This is a genomic window from Tepidimonas sp. HKU78, assembly GCF_049860815.1.
In the GTDB taxonomy this organism is placed as follows: domain Bacteria; phylum Pseudomonadota; class Gammaproteobacteria; order Burkholderiales; family Burkholderiaceae_C; genus Tepidimonas.
On the sequence record NZ_CP187547.1, the window covers coordinates 2,465,721 to 2,481,652 of the forward strand.

16 protein-coding genes are annotated in these 15,932 nt (G+C 68.4%); 1 reads left to right on the forward strand and 15 read right to left on the reverse strand.

The window, feature by feature from the left end; all coding sequences use genetic code 11:
- Window positions 1-77 precede the first annotated feature (77 nt).
- The 4 genes from rimO to ACPYIS_RS12170 form a co-directional block, all read right to left on the reverse strand.
- Complete coding sequence (rimO, locus tag ACPYIS_RS12155; protein ID WP_424859052.1) at window positions 78-1,502, reverse strand: 30S ribosomal protein S12 methylthiotransferase RimO; 1,425 nt, start codon at window positions 1,500-1,502, stop codon at window positions 78-80.
- 60 nt (window positions 1,503-1,562) lie between these two features.
- The gene (phaR, locus tag ACPYIS_RS12160) at window positions 1,563-2,105 is read right to left on the reverse strand and encodes a polyhydroxyalkanoate synthesis repressor PhaR (protein WP_424859051.1); all 543 of its coding nucleotides are present in this window, start codon (window positions 2,103-2,105) and stop codon (window positions 1,563-1,565) included.
- Window positions 2,106-2,246: 141 nt separating this feature from the next.
- Entirely contained in the window at window positions 2,247-3,035 is a 789-nt protein-coding gene (rlmB, locus tag ACPYIS_RS12165) for a 23S rRNA (guanosine(2251)-2'-O)-methyltransferase RlmB (protein ID WP_424859050.1), read from the reverse strand.
- Between the two features lie 9 nt (window positions 3,036-3,044).
- Window positions 3,045-3,731, reverse strand: coding sequence for an ABC transporter ATP-binding protein (locus ACPYIS_RS12170; protein ID WP_299022618.1), 687 nt, complete (start codon window positions 3,729-3,731; stop codon window positions 3,045-3,047).
- 15 nt (window positions 3,732-3,746) lie between these two features.
- On the opposite strand from ACPYIS_RS12170, the gene ACPYIS_RS12175 reads away from it, so the two are divergent.
- On the forward strand, window positions 3,747-4,400 hold the full coding sequence (locus tag ACPYIS_RS12175; RefSeq protein WP_424859049.1) for an arylesterase: 654 nt from the start codon (window positions 3,747-3,749) through the stop codon (window positions 4,398-4,400).
- Between the two features lie 50 nt (window positions 4,401-4,450).
- Here ACPYIS_RS12175 and ACPYIS_RS12180 read toward each other — a convergent pair whose 3' ends face one another.
- The 11 genes from ACPYIS_RS12180 to ACPYIS_RS12230 all read right to left on the reverse strand — a co-directional run bounded on the left by ACPYIS_RS12180 (window position 4,451) and on the right by ACPYIS_RS12230 (window position 15,911).
- Window positions 4,451-5,629 carry a PLP-dependent transferase gene (locus ACPYIS_RS12180; protein WP_424859048.1) on the reverse strand — a complete coding sequence of 393 codons (1,179 nt, stop codon included), beginning with the start codon at window positions 5,627-5,629 and terminating at the stop codon, window positions 4,451-4,453.
- A 14-nt stretch (window positions 5,630-5,643) separates the two neighbouring features.
- Window positions 5,644-6,168 carry a phosphoribosyltransferase gene (locus ACPYIS_RS12185; protein ID WP_299022613.1) on the reverse strand — a complete coding sequence of 175 codons (525 nt, stop codon included), beginning with the start codon at window positions 6,166-6,168 and terminating at the stop codon, window positions 5,644-5,646.
- Between the two features lie 34 nt (window positions 6,169-6,202).
- Window positions 6,203-7,591, reverse strand: coding sequence for an adenylosuccinate synthase (locus ACPYIS_RS12190; protein WP_424859047.1), 1,389 nt, complete (start codon window positions 7,589-7,591; stop codon window positions 6,203-6,205).
- A 59-nt stretch (window positions 7,592-7,650) separates the two neighbouring features.
- On the reverse strand, window positions 7,651-8,832 hold the full coding sequence (locus tag ACPYIS_RS12195) for an ATP phosphoribosyltransferase regulatory subunit (protein ID WP_424894569.1): 1,182 nt from the start codon (window positions 8,830-8,832) through the stop codon (window positions 7,651-7,653).
- A gap of 79 nt (window positions 8,833-8,911) precedes the next feature.
- Window positions 8,912-9,805 (reverse strand): protease modulator HflC, encoded by an 894-nt coding sequence (gene hflC, locus ACPYIS_RS12200; RefSeq protein ID WP_299022626.1) that lies wholly within the window; start codon window positions 9,803-9,805, stop codon window positions 8,912-8,914.
- A 16-nt stretch (window positions 9,806-9,821) separates the two neighbouring features.
- Window positions 9,822-11,138 (reverse strand): FtsH protease activity modulator HflK, encoded by a 1,317-nt coding sequence (gene hflK / locus ACPYIS_RS12205; protein WP_299022625.1) that lies wholly within the window; start codon window positions 11,136-11,138, stop codon window positions 9,822-9,824.
- Between the two features lie 59 nt (window positions 11,139-11,197).
- Window positions 11,198-12,409 carry a GTPase HflX gene (gene hflX, locus ACPYIS_RS12210; protein ID WP_424859045.1) on the reverse strand — a complete coding sequence of 404 codons (1,212 nt, stop codon included), beginning with the start codon at window positions 12,407-12,409 and terminating at the stop codon, window positions 11,198-11,200.
- Entirely contained in the window at window positions 12,406-12,660 is a 255-nt protein-coding gene (gene hfq / locus ACPYIS_RS12215) for an RNA chaperone Hfq (RefSeq protein WP_299022603.1), read from the reverse strand. Before hfq ends, hflX begins: the two co-directional genes overlap by 4 nt.
- A gap of 91 nt (window positions 12,661-12,751) precedes the next feature.
- On the reverse strand, window positions 12,752-14,095 hold the full coding sequence (gene der, locus ACPYIS_RS12220) for a ribosome biogenesis GTPase Der (RefSeq protein WP_299022600.1): 1,344 nt from the start codon (window positions 14,093-14,095) through the stop codon (window positions 12,752-12,754).
- Window positions 14,092-15,249 (reverse strand): outer membrane protein assembly factor BamB, encoded by a 1,158-nt coding sequence (bamB, locus tag ACPYIS_RS12225; protein ID WP_424859044.1) that lies wholly within the window; start codon window positions 15,247-15,249, stop codon window positions 14,092-14,094. The genes der and bamB overlap by 4 nt, the downstream gene beginning before the upstream one ends.
- Entirely contained in the window at window positions 15,246-15,911 is a 666-nt protein-coding gene (locus ACPYIS_RS12230) for a YfgM family protein (RefSeq protein ID WP_299022595.1), read from the reverse strand. Before ACPYIS_RS12230 ends, bamB begins: the two co-directional genes overlap by 4 nt.
- Window positions 15,912-15,932 lie beyond the last annotated feature (21 nt).

A 15,932-nucleotide genomic window follows, 5' to 3' on the forward strand; every position in this document is an offset into this window, starting at 1 on the left:
AGACGAACGAAAAACCGGCTCGTGTGACAGCCGGTTTTTTTGTGCCCGCGGCCCGCCACCAACGGCAGGCCGCCCCATCAGACCGGGATACCCACCAAGTCGTGCCCTTGGGCAGCCACGATCCGGGCCCGGATGAACTCCCCCGCGCGGTACGTTTTGCTCAGCTTCTCCGGCGGCAGCAATTGCACCGTGCCGTCGATCTCCGGCGCATCGGCGTAGCTGCGGCCCACCCCGCCCTTCTTGCCCAGCCCAACCGCCTGGTCCACCAACACCTGCATGGTCGCGCCCACGCGGCGCTGCAGGCGTTCGATCGCCACGGCCTCCGCCACCGCCATGAATCGGGCCCGGCGCTCCTCACGCACCGCATCGGGCAAAGCCCCCGGGAGCGCATTGGCCGCCGCCCCCTGCACCGGCGAGTAGGCAAAACAGCCCGCCCGGTCGATCTGCGCCTCGCGCACGAAGTCGAGCAGATGGGCAAACTCCTCCTCCGTCTCGCCCGGAAAGCCGCCGATAAAGGTGCTACGCACCACCAGCTCGGGACAGATCTCGCGCCAACGGCGGATGCGCTCCAGGTTGCGCTCGCCGCTGGCCGGGCGCTTCATGCGCCGCAACACGTCCGGGTGGCTGTGCTGGAACGGCACATCCAGATACGGCAGCACCAACCCCTCGGCCATCAGCGGCACCACCTCGTCCACGTGCGGGTAGGGGTAGACGTAGTGCAGCCGCACCCAGGCGCCATGCGCACGCGCCAGCATCCCCAGCTCGCGCACCAGATCGAGCATGCGGGTGCGAATCGGGCGGCCCTCCCAAAAACCCGTGCGGTACTGCACGTCCACCCCGTAGGCGGACGTATCCTGGCTGATGACGAGCAGCTCTTTGACGCCGCCTTCGAACAAGCGCCGCGCCTCGGTCAGCACGTCGCCGATGGGCCGGCTGACCAGATCACCCCGCATGGACGGGATGATGCAAAACGTGCAGCGGTGGTTGCAACCCTCGCTGATCTTGAGGTAGGCGTAGTGGCGCGGGGTGAGCTTGACTCCGACACCATCGATGGCGTTGCGCGGCGGGGGCACCAAGTCCACGAAGGGATCGTGCGGCTTGGGCACGTGCGCGTGCACCGCCGCCAACACCTCGTCGGTGGCGTGCGGGCCGGTGACCGCCAGCACGGCCGGGTGCAGCGACCGCACCAGGTTGTCACCATGCTCGTTGGCACGTGCGCCCAGGCAGCCGGTGACGATGACCTTGCCGTTGTCGCGCAGCGCCTCGCCGATGGCGTCCAGGCTCTCCTTGACGGCGTCGTCGATGAAGCCGCAAGTGTTGACGATGACGAGATCGGCGTCCTGATAGGTCTTGCTGGTGCGGTAGCCCTCGGCGCTCAGACGCGTGAGGATGAGCTCGGAGTCCGTCAATGCCTTGGGACAACCCAGGCTGACAAAACCGATGGTGGGTGCAGCCGCGGCGGGCCGCTCGCCAATCGTGGGTTCGGAGGTCGGGGTGGACATCCCCGTATTGTCTCAGGTCGATACGGGTTTGCACCGCCCCCGATGACTGCGCCCGGATGGTCAATGCGGACGCTTGATGCCGAACGCGCTGAGCATCTGCTCCTGCATTTGGACAAAGGCCTTTTGTTGCTGGGCAAAAAAATGGCTCATGGCCAACGGCGGTTGCGCGGCCATGAACTGCTGCCACAGCTCGGGCGTCAGCTCCTTGGCCTGCTCGGCCATCTTCTGCTGCAGCTCCATGAAGATCTGCAAGTTGCGCTCCAGGTACGAGCCCATGAAGTCCTGCATCGCATGGCCGTAGAAACGGATGATGTTGGCGAGCATCTTCTCCGAGAATAGGGGCACACCGGCCGTCTCCTCCTCCAGAATGATCTGCAGCAGGATGGCGCGCGTGAGGTCCTCACCGGTCTTGGCATCGCGCACGACGAACGGCTCGCCCTGCATCACCAGCGCCTTCACGTCACTGAGCGTGATGTAGGACGACGAATCGGTGTCATACAAGCGGCGATTGGGATACTTCTTGATGACACGCACCGTCGGCGTGCCGGCCGACGGCGACTCGGCATCGGATGGTTCGGCCCGGTTGGCCTTCGTGGACTGCACGTCACGGACTCCTGAGACGATGGCTGCACCTGCTGCCGCGCGACTGCACGACACCCCGCGGGGCATTGTAGAGCGCTCGAGCCGGCACGCCCAGCGGGGATTTCCCGGCCTCGGCACGGGCGGCCGATGGCGCCCGCCCGCTCAACGACCGTGCGACGCATCCAAGCCCAGGCGCTGGCGCACGGCCTCGTACAGACAGACGGCGCTGGCCACCGAGACGTTGAGGCTCTCCACCGCCCCGCGCATGGGGATGGCCACGAGCTCGTCGCACGTGCGGCGCACCAGTGCGCGCATGCCCTTGCCCTCGGCCCCCATCACCACCGCAGCGGGCCCGCGCCAGTCGTACTGATACAGCGTGCGCGGCGCATCGTCGCTGGTGCCGACCACCCAGATGCCCCGCTCTTTGAGTCCCTCCAAGGCGCGCGCGAGGTTGGTCACCAGAAAAAACGGTACCGTCTCGGCCGCCCCGCTGGCCACCTTGGCCACCGTGGCGTTCAGGCCACAGGACTGGTCCTTGGGCGCGATGACGGCGTGTGCCCCTGCCCCGTCGGCCACGCGCAGGCAAGCCCCCAGGTTGTGGGGGTCCGTCACGCCGTCGAGCACCAGTAGCAGGGGCGGATCGGCCCGGCGCTCGGCCTCGGAGCGGGCCTCCAGCTGGTCCAGCCAATCGTCCAACGTGCGGGCCTGTTCGACCGGATGCACACGCGCCACCACGCCCTGGTGATGCCCACCGCCCGCCAGCCGGGCCAGCCGCGCCCCGTCGGCCTCGATGACGCGCACGCCCGCCTCTTGCGCACGCTGCAGGAATTGGCGCATGCGCGCGTCGCGTCGGGCAGGGTCGACATAGACCTCCAACACGGTGGTCGGTGCGATCTTGAGCCGCACGCCCACGGCGTGAAAGCCAAACAGGATTTTGGGTTCGGAAGCCATGGGGCGCGATTATGCGCCCGGCACCCATTCGCGGGCGCGCCCGGCTTCGATCGCGATGCGCCGCTCGCAGCGTGCGGCGATCGCCGGGTCGTGCGTCACCAACACCAGCGTCGTGCCGTGCTCGCGGTTGAGGTCGAACATCAGCTGCATCACGCGCTCACCCGTGGCGTGGTCCAGGCTGCCAGTCGGTTCGTCGGCCAGCAGCACGGCCGGCTCGACGACGAACGCGCGCGCCAGCGCCACACGCTGCTGCTCCCCGCCGGAGAGCACCCGGGGGTAGTGCCCCAGCCGCTCGCCCAGGCCCACGCGCTCGAGCATGCGGCGCGCCGCCGCGCGCGCATCACGCCGCCCGGCCAGCTCCAACGGCAGCATGACATTTTCCAGTGCGGTCAGGTTGGCCAGCAACTGAAAGCTCTGGAACACGAAGCCGACCTGGCGCGCGCGCAGCGCCGCGCGGGCGTCTTCGTCCAGCGCGAAAATGTCGACACCGCCGAGGTGAACCGTGCCCGTTGTGGGCGTATCCAACCCCGCGATGAGCGACAGCAATGTGCTCTTGCCCGAGCCAGACGCACCCACAATGGCCAGCGTCTGACCGGCGGCAACGGAGAAATCGACCTCGTGCAAGATGTGCAGCGTGCCCGTGGCGTCCGTGACCGATTTGGACAGGCGCTGCACCGTGATGATGGATGTGGACATGAAAGGCGGTTTGGAGTGAATCGACGAGACTGTAACGCGCTGCTGCTGGGCGCGCTGGCGCTGGCGTGCTTGCCAGTCAGAGCGCACGCCCAGGCCGCAGGTTCCACACCCGTGGTGCTGGTGGTAGGCGACTCACTGAGTGCCGAGTATGGCCTGGCACGCGGCAGCGGCTGGGTGGCGCTGCTGGAGCGGCGGCTGGCGCAGGCGGGGCGGCGCGTGCGCGTGGTCAACGCCAGCGTCAGCGGCGACACCACCGCGGGCGGCCGCTCGCGCCTGCCGGCGCTGCTGGCGCAGCACCGGCCCGCCGTCGTCATCATCGAGCTGGGTGGCAACGATGCGCTGCGTGGCCTGCCGCTGCAGAGCACGCGCGACAACCTGCGCGCCATGATCCGCGCCAGCCGCGCCGCCGGTGCCCGCGTGTTGCTGCTGGGCATGGACATGCCCCCCAACTACGGCGAGCGCTTCCGCGCCGACTTTCGCGCCCTCTACACCGACTTGGCGCGCGAGGAGAAAGTAGCGCTGGTTCCGTTCTTCCTGGCCGGCGTTGCCGACGTCGCCCACGCGCCCACGCTGTTTCAGGACGACCGCATCCACCCCAACGAGCGCGCGCAACCCATCCTGCTGGACAACGTCTGGCCGGCGTTGCAGCCACTGCTACCACGGGGATAAGCGCCGATAGGCCGAGCGGGCCAGCCTCGCACACTCTCCCGTTCACGGCATCACAGTAACACTCGAAGCGCCTGTGCGAGATCCGCACGCAAATCGTCCACGTCCTCCAGGCCGACGGCCAAGCGCACCAGCCGCGGCCCGTATGGCCACGGGCGCTGGCGCAGCGTCGGCACGTCATAGGGGACACACAAACTGACCGGACCAGCCCAGCTGTAGCCCAGGCGGAACAGCCGCAGCGCGTCGCAAAACGCATCCACCTGCGGTGGGCTCACGGCGGCGTCGAACACGACGCTAAAGAGCGCGGCGGCCCCGCGCGCGTCGCGCTGCCAGGCCGCGTGCCCCGGGGAGTCGGGCAGTGCCGGGTGCAAGACGCGCGCCACGCGCGGCTGCTCGCGCATCCAGGCTGCCAGCGTGCGGGCAGCAGCGTCTTGCGCGCGGTAGCGCAGCGGCAGGCTGGGCAGACCGCGCAGCACGGTTTCCACATCGTTGGCGCCCACGCCCAGCCCTAAGCGCATGTGCGTCATCAGCAGCATCTGGTGTAGGGCGTCGTCGCGCGTGACGACGGCGCCCATGAGCACGTCGGCGCCACCGCTGGGGTATTTGGTCAGGGCCTGCATGGCCGCGTCGACCCCCAGCTCGAACGGCCGCAGCGCCACGCCCGCCCCCCAGGTGTCATCCAGCGCGGTCACGATGGGGCGCTCGCGCCCTGCGTTGGCGGCGCGCACCACGGCCAGCAGCGCGGGCAGATCGGGAAATTCGAGCGTCACGGAACCCGCTGCCTCCAGCCACACCAGGCGTGTGCGCGGGGTGATCGCCGCCGCCAGGTCGGCGGGGTCCATCGGGTCGTAGATGCGATGCCCGATGCCCCACTGGGCCAGCTCGTGCGCGGCCAACGCTTTGTTGGGCCCGTAGGCGTTGTCGGGCAGCAGCACCTCGTCGCCGCTGCGCAGCAGCGCCAAGTCCACCAGGGCGATGGCCGCCAGCCCGCTCGGCGTCAATACGCAGTGCCGACCCCCTTCCAGCGTGGCCAGGCGCTCCTCGAGCACGAAGGTGGTGGGCGTGCCATGCAATCCATAGGTGTAGCCGGACTTGTCCTGCCAGCGGCGCTCGCGCATGGCCGCCACGTTGGGAAAAAACACCGTGGAGGCTTTGTGCACCGCCACGGGTACGGCATCGAACCCTGAGGGCGCACGGTAGGGGTGATGGATCAGCCGGGTGGCCTCACCCATCCCTGCGGAGGGGTTCAGACTTTCCACTTGGCCAGCAGCTGCTGCGGACGCAGGTTGTCGTAGCACTCGAACGGCTGATGGATCCAGGGGTTGGTCGGCAGGAATTCGACCGAATAGTCGGGTGTGAAGACCGAAACCGCCTTGGTCCAGAGGACGGCGCTGCGCAGCTCGGTAATCGGCGGATAGTTGCTGCGCAGCATTTCGATGACCGCCTTGAGCGTGTGCCCCGAATCGGCCAGGTCATCGACGAGCAGCACGCGGCCCGCGATCTCCCCTTTGGGCGTCGTGATGTAGCGCGCGATGTCGAGCTGGCCGCGCACCGTGCCGCCTTCGGCGCGGTACGAACTGGTGGACATGATGGCCAGCGGCTTGTCGAAGATGCGGCTGAGGATGTCGCCCGGACGCATGCCACCGCGGGCCAGGCACAGAATGGTGTCGAACTCCCAACCCGACTGATAAATCTGGATCGCGAGTTTTTCGATCAGGTTGTGATACTCGTCGTACGAGACGTAGAGGTGCTTGCCGTCTTCGGTCAGCATGGGAGCCCCCGGATGAAAAAGCCTCAGCGGCGGGTTAGGCCGCAAACGGATGACGCACCAGGATCGTGTGATCCCGATCGGGACTGGTCGAGATGACGTGGATGGGCACGCCCGTCACGGCTTCGATGCGCTCCAGATAGCGGCGTGCGTTGAGCGGCAGATCCTCGTAGCGCGTCACGCCCGCGGACGCCTCGCTCCAGCCGGGCAGCGTTTCGTAGATCGGCTCGCAGCGCTCGATCTCGTCGGCCCCCAGCGGCAGCAGATCGATTTCGCGGCCGTCGAGCCGGTAGCCCACGCACAGCTTGAGCTCGGGCAGGCCGTCGAGCACGTCCAGCTTGGTGATGCACAGGCCCGACAGGCCGTTGACCTGCGCCGAGCGCTTGAGCAGCGCGGCGTCGAACCAGCCGCAGCGCCGGGCCCGGCCGGTCGTGGTGCCCTTCTCGGCACCCACGGTGGCCATGTGCCAGCCGGGCGTGCCTTCGGTTTGCCAGTCCAGTTCCGTCGGGAACGGGCCGCCGCCCACGCGCGTACAGTATGCTTTGGTGATGCCCAGCACGTAGTGCAGCAAGCCCGGCCCGACCCCCGCGCCCGCCGCCGCGTTGCCCGCGACGCAGTTGCTGGAGGTCACGAACGGGTAGGTGCCGTGGTCGATGTCGAGCAAGGTGCCCTGCGCGCCTTCAAACAATAGGTTGGCACCTTGCCGGTGGGCCTCGTTGAGCTCACGCGACACGTCGGCAATCATGGGGCGCAGCTGCTCGGCATGGCGCATCGCTTCCTCGAACACCGGCTCAAAGCGCACCCGGCCCGCCTCCAGGTAGGGCTGCAGCGCCGGCGCCCACTCGATCGATGCCGACCCCAAGTACGTGGTCAGCACGTGGTTGTGCCAGTCGAGCAGCTCGCGCAGCTTGGCCGCGAAGCGCTCTGGGTATTGCAGATCTTGCACCCGCAGCGCGCGCCGCGCGACTTTGTCCTCGTAGGCCGGGCCGATGCCGCGACCGGTGGTGCCGATCTTGGCCGCGCCTGACCGTTCCTTGGCCACCTCGCGCGCGACGTCGACCGCGGCGTGAAACGGCAAGATCAGCGGACACGCTTCGCTGATGCGCAGGCGCGAGCGCACCTCGACACCGGCGCGCTCCAGGCCCTCGATTTCCTCCAGCAGCTTGGCCACCGACAACACCACCCCGTTGCCGATGTAGCACGTCACCCCCGGGCGCATGATGCCGCTGGGGATGAGGTGCAGCGCCGTCTTGACGCCACCGATGACCAGGGTGTGTCCGGCATTGTGCCCGCCTTGAAAGCGCACCACCCCCTGCGCGGTCTCGGTCAGCCAGTCGACCAGCTTGCCCTTGCCCTCGTCCCCCCACTGGGTCCCCACCACCACCACGTTGCGCCCCGGCTGGGGCTGAAAAGCCTTGTCGTTCATCGCAAACGGTCGCTCGATCGGTTTTGCTGGAAAGAAGGTCCCATCCCCGTGCGGCCAGCTCACCCCGCCGGAGCGAGCGGTTGCACCCGCCACTCGCCGTCGCGCTCCACCAGTTCACGGTCGCAGGCAAATTCATCGACTTCGTGCTCGTGACCCGGCAGCACGCACACGACCGTCTCGCCCGCCGCGCGTAGCCGCGCGATCGCGGCCCGCAGCGCGGCGTCGTGGCGCCAAGGGGCCCGAATCGCCGGTCGCAGCGGGGCCGCGGCCACCAGCCGCACGAGCTGCTTGATGTCGAGGCTAAAACCCGCCGCCGGGCGCCGACGCCCAAAGATGGCACCCACCTCGTCGTAGCGCCCCCCCCGGGCGATCTCCTCGGGCGCCCTGCCCTCGCCCGCCCCCAGCAGCGAAAACCGCACGCCGGTGTAGTAGGCGTAGCCGCGCAGGTCCGCCAGGTCGAATGTGACTTCGACGTCCGGGGCGTGCTCGCGCAAGCGCGCCGCCAGCCAGGCCAGATCGTCGAGGGCGCGCTGTAAACGCTCGCCGCCCGGCAGTCGCTGCCGTGCGGCGAGCAACACAGCCGCATCGCCGTACAGCTCGGGCAGGGCCAACACCCCTTGCGCGACGGGCGTGGGCAAGCCAGCCGCGAGCCGGGCCAGCGTGGCGGCGTCCTTGGTTGCCAACGCGGCATGGATACGCGCCACCGTCACTGGGGTGGCGCCACAGCCGTCGAGCACCGCATCGACGACGCGCACGTCGCCCAGATCGACAACCAAACGCCGCACGCCCGCGACACGCAGCGCATCCAGCGCCAGTTCCAGCACTTCCAGGTCGGCCTCGAGCCCCGCGTGGCCGTAAATCTCCGCGCCGAACTGCAGCGGCTCGCGGCTGCCATGCGCGGCATCCACCCGCGTGTGCAACACGGGACCGCAGTAGCACAGCCGGGTGACCCCCTGCCGGTTGAGTAGGTGGGCGTCGATGCGGGCCACCTGCGGTGTGGTGTCGGCGCGCAGGCCGAGCATGCGCCCCGAGAGTTGATCCACCAGCTTGAAGGTCTGCAGATCGAGCGCCTCGCCAGTGCCGGTCAGCAGCGACTCCAGGTGCTCGAGCAACGGGGGAATGACCAGCTCGTAGCCATAGCCGCGGGCGGCTTCGAGCAGGCAACGGCGCAAATCTTCGATGTGGCGCGCCTCGGAGGGCAGCACATCGGCGATGTGGTCCGGCAACAGCCAGGCAGACATGGGTGGTTCGACGTCGGGCAAAGGCCGGATTCTACCCTGGCCCCGCCCCGTATGACGCGCAGCCGCGCGCGGCACCGAATCAGCGGCCACCGGCGGCCGCCGTTCCCTTGAACGCCTTGAAAAACTCGGACGACGGGTCGACGATCAGCACGTCGCCCTTGCCGGCGAAGGTGGCCTTGTACGCCTCCAGGCTGCGGTAGAACTGAGCGAACGCCGGGTCTTTGCCAAAAGCCTGGCTGTAAATGCGCGCCGCCTCGGCATCACCTTCACCCTTGATCTTTTGTGCCGTGCGGTAGGCTTCGGCCAGCAGCACCTCGCGTTCGCGGTCGGCTTCGGCACGGATTTTTTCGCCTTCAGCAAAACCGGTCGAGCGCAGTTCATTGGCCACGCGCTTGCGCTCCGCCTCCATGCGGTCGTAGACAGAGCGAGTGATCGACTCGGCGTAATCGATGCGCGAGATGCGCACGTCCACCACGTCCATCCCCCAGGGCTTCTCGGCCCCCCGCACGGCAGCCAGCACCTCGCGCTGCACGGCCGCCATCAACTCCTCGCGCTTGACGGACAGCAACTCGCGCAGCGTGCGCTTGTTGACCTCTTGTTGGAAGGCGTTGCGCACCACGCGGTTGAGCTGCGCCGCGCCGGCCCGCTCGTCGAGCCCCACGTTGCGGATGTAGGCCGAGGGGTCGGAGATGCGCCAGCGCACGTACCAGTCGATGACGACGCGCTGCTTCTCGGCGGTGAGCGTCGGCTCGGTGTCGGTGCTCTCCAGCGTCAGCAGCCGTTTGTCGATGTACGACACGTTTTGAAACGGTGGCGGCAGTTTGACGTTCAGCCCGGGTTCGGTGACCACCTTGCGAATCTGGCCGAACTGAAACACGACGCCGAACTGGCGCTGATCGACCACGAACAGGGTGGAGCTGGCAATCGCCAGCAACACGAGCAGCGAAGAAGCGATGAATCCGATGCGGTTGATCATGGTAGGACTCCGGTCAACGCCCTTCACGGTCGCGGCTGCGCAGGTCGTCGCGGCTGCGCGCATCGGCACCCGACGCACCCGCTGCGGCTGCCGCGGGGGTGGTCGCCGCTGCCGCGCCGGCCGACGCGGATGCCCCCTGGCTAACCTGTTGCATGATCTTGTCCAGCGGCAGGTACAGCAGATTGGACTGCTGGCGCGTGTCGATCAGCACCTTGGTCACGTTGGCGTAGATTTGCTGCATCGTCTCGAGGTACATGCGTTCGCGGGTGACTTGCGGTGCCTTGGCGTACTCGGCCTGCACGAGCGAGAAGCGTTGCGCGTCACCCTGGGCTTGCGCGACGATACGCGCTTTGTAGCCCTGAGCTTCCTCCAGCAGGCGGGCCGCCGCACCACGGGCGCGCGGCACCACGTCGTTGGCATACGCCTGGGCTTCGTTCTTCGCGCGCTCTCGCTCTTGGCCCGCTTTGAGCACGTCGTCGAACGCGGCCTGCACCTGCTCGGGCGGGCGCACGCCCCCGGACTGCAGGTTGATACCCACGACCTCGATGCCGACGTTGTAGCGATCGAGAAGGTTTTGCATGAGCGTGCGCACGCGCGGAGCGATCTGCTCGCGCTCCTCGGCCAGCGCCGCGTCCATCTTCATTTTGCCCACGACTTCGCGCACCGCCGTCTCGGCGGCCTTGACCACGGCTGCGTCCGGGTCGCGGCTGTTGAACAAGTAGGCACGCGCGTCACTCAGCCGGTACTGCACGGCGAACTTGATCTCGACGATATTTTCGTCCTCGGTCAGCATGGCCGACTCGCGCAGGCCGGTGGCGCGCACGATGGCGTCGCGCCCGATGTCGACCGAGCGGATCTGGGTGACAAATACCGTTTCGTGGCGCTGGATGGGGTATGGCAGCCGCCAATTGAAACCCGCGCCCACGGTGCTGTGGTAGCGGCCAAACTGGGTGATGACGGCCTGTTGGCCTTCCTGCACGATGAAAAAGCCCGATCCCAGCCAGATCAAGACCGCCACGCCGACGATCAGGCCGGCGCCGATCCCGGCGCCCTTGGGGTCGGGCCGCATCGGCCCGCCGCCGTCGCCACGGCCCCAGCCACCGCGGTCGTCACCAGGCGGACGGCCGCCACCGCCACGGCCACCAAATAAGCCACCGAGCTTGCGATTGAAGTCGCGCCACAGCTCGTCGAGGTCCGGCGGGGTCTGACCGCCGCCAGGCCGGCGCTGGCCGTCGCTGCCGCGCCCCTCACCATCGCCGTCACCACGCCCCCAGCGGGGGTCGTTGAGGTTGAACACCGCACGCAAACGATGCCACCAGCGTGGCTGCATCGCCGACCTATGCGGGGTGCGCTCGCGTCCGAGGGGCGCGGCGTCCGAGGGAAAGTCGCTCATGGATGGATGATGGGATCGTTGATGGGCAGTGTTATTGTGCCGAATTGTGAGTCACCCTCGTCATGGGTCGGCACCGTCAGCCGGGCGGCGACCGCCTCGGCCACGGCTTGGCGCAGAAGTCCCAAGCCCTCGCCCGTGTGGGCGCTCACAAACACCCGAGTCACCGCACGCCCCTCGAGTTCCGTGACATCACGCGGATGCTGCGGCCGCCGCTCGGGTGGCAGGGCGTCGATCTTGTTGAACACCAGGATCTGCGGGATCTCGGCAGCGCCGATCTCGTGCAGCACCTGCATGACGTTGTCGATCTGCTCGGGATGCTGCGGATTGGACGCATCGACCACGTGCAGCAACAGGTCGGCGTCGCGCGCCTCTTGCAGGGTGGCGGCAAACGCTTCGACCAGCGTGTGTGGCAGATCACGGATGAAGCCCACGGTATCCGACAGTGACACGCTGCAGCCGACCTCGCCCAGGTAGAGCTGGCGGGTGGTGGTGTCGAGCGTGGCGAACAGTTGGTCGGCCGCATAGGCGCGCGCCTTGACCAGCGCGTTGAACAGCGTGGACTTGCCGGCGTTGGTGTAGCCCACCAGCGAAACATTGAACGCGCCGCGCCGCTCACGCAGGCGCCGCTGCGTGCGGCGCTGGCGCTTGACGCGCTCGAGCCGCTCGCGCGTGCGGGCGATGGCCTCGGCGATCATGCGCCGGTCGAGTTCGATCTGCGTCTCGCCGGGGCCGCCGCGCAGCCCGATGCCGCCGCTTTGCCGCTCCAGGTGCGACCAGCGCCGCACGAGCCGCGTCGACAGGTATTGCAGCCGGGCCAGCTCGACCTGCAGCTTGCCCTCGTGGCTGCGCGCGCGCTGGGCGAAGATGTCCAGAATCAACAACACGCGGTCGTTGACCGGCATCTTCAAGTGGCGCTCGAGGTTGCGCTGCTGCGCCGGGCTGAGCGCTTGGTCGAACAGGACTTCACTGGCACCGTGGGCCGCCGCCAGCGCCCCGATCTCGTCCGCTTTGCCGGAGCCGACGTACAGCGCCGCATCGGGCGCGCGCCGGCGGCAGACGACTTTGTCACAAACCCGGTAGCCGGCCGACTCGGCCAACTGGGCCAGCTCGTCGAGAGTGGCGTCGAACGACGGCTGCCCGATGTCGACGCCAACCAGGATGACGCCCGGGGCCACGTTCGATGGGGTGACCGGCGGGGCGCTCGTCACGACGCCGAAGACGCCTCAGCGGGCTGCCCCACCGTGAATTGCACCGGGCGACCCGGCACGATGGTGGAGATGGCGTGCTTGTACACCATCTGCGTGACGGTGTTGCGCAGCAGCACCACGTACTGGTCGAAGGATTCGATCTGTCCCTGCAACTTGATGCCGTTGACCAGGTAGATCGACACCGGCACGTGCTCGCGCCGCAGTTGGTTCAGAAACGGGTCCTGCAGGAGTTGGCCTTTGTTGTTGCTCACGATATCTTCCGTGTTCCGTTCAAGGAAAAAATGGGGGACGCCGAAGTTACCACAAAAGCGCCCAGCCCGCCGTGCGCCTGGGATCGGCGCGTCAGCGGTAGGGATTGTCCTGCGTCTTGAACTCGATGCGCAACGGTGTACCGACGAGGTCGAACGCCTTGCGAAAGCGCGCCTCCAGGTAGCGCCGATAGGCATCGCCCACGTGTTCGAGCGAGTTGCCGTGGATGACGATGACCGGCGGGTTTTGCCCCCCCTGATGCGCGTAGCGCAGCTTGGGCCGAAACATTCCACTCTTGGGCGGCGCCTGAAACGCCACCGCTTCCTGCAGCAGCCGGGTCAGCACTGGGGTTGGCATCTTGACCATCGCCGACTCGTAGGCGCGCGCGATCGACTTCCACAGCGCCTGGATGCCCTGCCGCTTGCGCGCCGAGATCGTGTGCAGCGGAGCAAACTTCAGAAACGCGAGCCTCGCCTCGATCGAGCGCTGCAGCAGCTGGCGCTGGTAGTCATCCACCGCGTCCCACTTGTTGACTGCCAGCACCACGGAGCGACCGCTGTCCAGGATATAGCCGGCGATGTGGGCGTCTTGCTCCGTGACGCCCTGCGTGGCGTCGAGCAGCAGCAGCACGACGTGCGCGTTTTCGATCGCCTGCAGTGTCTTGACGACGGAAAACTTCTCGACCGCCTCGAATACGCGCCCCTTGCGGCGCAGACCGGCCGTGTCGATGAGCTCGAAGCGGTGCCCGTCGCGCTCGAACGGAACACGGATCGCGTCACGCGTGGTCCCCGGCAGATCGAACGCGACCAAGCGCTCTTCGCCGAGCCAAGCGTTGATGAGCGTGGATTTGCCCACGTTTGGGCGACCCGCGACCGCCAGCCGAATGACCGCATCCTGCTCGGCGGGGGGCAGCGCCTCCTGTGTCTCGTCGGGCCAATGCAGCCGGTCGAGTGCGGCCTCGATCATCGAACGCACGCCCTGCCCGTGCGCTGCCGACACCGGGATCACCTCGCCCAAGCCCAGTTCGTAGAACTCGGCTAGTTGCGCGCCTTCGCGCATGCCCTCGGCCTTGTTGGCCACCAGCAAGCAGGGCTTGGCCAGCCGACGCAAATAGTCCGCGATATCGTGATCCTGCGCACTCAAACCGGCGCGCGCATCGACGACGAAGATGACCACGTCGGCCTCCGCCACCGCCTGCCGGGTTTGCTTGGCCATCTCGCGGTAGATGCCGCTTTCCGCGTCGGGCTCGAAGCCACCGGTGTCGATGACGATGAATTCGCGCCGCCCCAGCCGCGCATTGCCGTAATGCCGGTCGCGCGTGAGGCCCGGCATGTCGGCCACGATCGCGTCGCGGCTCTTGGTGATGCGGTTGAACAGCGTGGACTTGCCCACGTTGGGCCGTCCGACGAGGGCGACGACGGGCTTGAATCCGGTCATTCGGGACGCCACGCAAAAACCCCGCCGTTGCGGGTGACGGCCACCAAGGTGTTGCCCACGAGCACCGGCCCCTCGACGATGGCCGACCCATCGGTCGGCAGGCGGTTGAGGAAGGAACCGTCCGCGCGCGACAGCAGGTGCACGAAGCCCTGCGCGTCACCCACCGCCAGCGAACGCCCGAGCGCCAGCGGCGCCGACACCCCCCGGTGCAGCAGCCGCTCGTTGGTCCACACGCGCGCGCCGTCGCTGCGGCGCAGCGCCATCACGCGCCCGTTGGCCTCGACGGCGTAGACACGCTCGGCGTCGGCTTGCACGCCGGTGGCGCCGTCGGCCGGCTGGGTCCACAGCGTGCGCCCGCTGGCAGCGTCCACACAGCCGACGGCGGACTGAAAGGCCCGCACGCACAGCACGTCGCCGTCGCGTCCCACGCGGCCCACCAGATCGACCAGCCGTTCGATCTCGTTGGCGCCGCGCGAGCGGCCCACGGGAGCCTCCCAGCGCACGCGCCCATCGTCGGGATCGAGCCCCACCAAGCGGCCACCGATGCCCACGACCAGCGTGTTGCCGACGGCGCCGATCACCCCCGCTTGCTGCAGCACCAGGGGCTCGGTGCCGCGTGGCGCCTGCGACCACAAGCGCGCGCCCGACTGCGCGTCAAAGGCGGCGACGGAACGGTCACCGCCGAGCACGAACACCCGCTCTCCCGCCACGAACGGCGGCGTGAAGGTTCGCGACGGCAGGCGCTGGCGCCATGCCACGCCCCGTTCGGTGAGCACGACGAGGTCATTGGCGCGCGTCACCAGCGCCACGCGGCGCCCGTCGAAGCCGACGCCCGCGCCCATCGGCGCGCCGGCTTCGGCACGCCAGCGCACGCGCCCGGTCTCGCCCTCGAGCACCGTGACCGTACCGGCGGCATTGGCCAGCGCCACCGCACCCCCGTGCACGGCGGGCACCAGCAGGGGATCGACGGGGCCGATCGCCTGCGTCCAGACTTGCCGCGCGGGCACCAGCGCGACGACAGGCTCCAGCGGGGTGGGTTGCGGCTTGCGCGAGCCCGAGGCGCACCCGGCCACGGTCAGCGCCAGCAGCACCCCGGTCAGCCCCAACGCGAGGCGGCGCGTGGGGGCGAAAAATGGGCGGTCAAAGAAGTTCACGGCTTGGCCTCCGGTTCGGCGGTCGGATCGACACCCAGTGCGTTGAGCTTGGCCTCGACGATGGCCCGGTAGCCGAGCGCGCCGTCCATGCCGCGCCACGCCTCCAGGTACGCACTGCGCGCAGCATCGGTCTGCCCCTGTCGCTGCAGCAGGTCCCCACGCCGGTCGGCCCACCAGGGACGCATCGCCTCGGGCACGCGAGCGTCGAGCACCCGCTGCGCCGACTCCAGGTTGCCCGCGTCGATCTCCAGCCCCGCGAGATGCAGGCGCGCCACGGCGACCAGCGCCTCGTCGCGCCCGCGGTCGATGACGAACTGCAGCGCGGCGCGGGCGTCGTTGGCCTGATCGGCTTCGGCCAGCACGCGCGCCGCGAGCAACGCCCCGTGCTGGGCCTGGGTGGTGCGGGGCACCTGCGCCTGCAAATCGGCCCAGGCGCGGCGCACGCGCTCGATGTCGGCCGCTCGCGCCGCTTGCTCCAACTCATCGAACAACCCCGCCGCCTGCACCGCTTGGCGCTGCTGCCAAAACTGCCAGCCGTGGTAGGCAGCATAACTACCCAGCACGACGATCAGCAGCCAGGTGATCGCGTTGCCATACCGGGCCCAGAACGCCTTGAGTTGCGCGATCTGTTCCTGTTCTTCGAGGTCGTAATGCGACGCCATGCGTGAGCCGTAGAAAAATGA

What these genes read in the sequence shown, in the direction of transcription:
- rlmB (WP_424859050.1), bottom strand. Translation starts at nt 3,035, where the DNA reads ATGGCTTCCGAACCCAAAATCCTGTTTGGCTTTCACGCCGTGGGCGTG.
- ACPYIS_RS12180 (WP_424859048.1), bottom strand. Translation starts at nt 5,629, where the DNA reads ATGGGTGAGGCCACCCGGCTGATCCATCACCCCTACCGTGCGCCCTCA.
- ACPYIS_RS12190 (WP_424859047.1), bottom strand. Translation starts at nt 7,591, where the DNA reads ATGAACGACAAGGCTTTTCAGCCCCAGCCGGGGCGCAACGTGGTGGTG.
- ACPYIS_RS12195 (WP_424894569.1), bottom strand. Translation starts at nt 8,832, where the DNA reads ATGTCTGCCTGGCTGTTGCCGGACCACATCGCCGATGTGCTGCCCTCC.
- der (WP_299022600.1), bottom strand. Translation starts at nt 14,095, where the DNA reads ATGACCGGATTCAAGCCCGTCGTCGCCCTCGTCGGACGGCCCAACGTG.
- ACPYIS_RS12170 (WP_299022618.1), bottom strand. Translation starts at nt 3,731, where the DNA reads ATGTCCACATCCATCATCACGGTGCAGCGCCTGTCCAAATCGGTCACG.
- rimO (WP_424859052.1), bottom strand. Translation starts at nt 1,502, where the DNA reads ATGTCCACCCCGACCTCCGAACCCACGATTGGCGAGCGGCCCGCCGCG.
- ACPYIS_RS12230 (WP_299022595.1), bottom strand. Translation starts at nt 15,911, where the DNA reads ATGGCGTCGCATTACGACCTCGAAGAACAGGAACAGATCGCGCAACTC.
- ACPYIS_RS12185 (WP_299022613.1), bottom strand. Translation starts at nt 6,168, where the DNA reads ATGCTGACCGAAGACGGCAAGCACCTCTACGTCTCGTACGACGAGTAT.
- hflK (WP_299022625.1), bottom strand. Translation starts at nt 11,138, where the DNA reads ATGCAGCCACGCTGGTGGCATCGTTTGCGTGCGGTGTTCAACCTCAAC.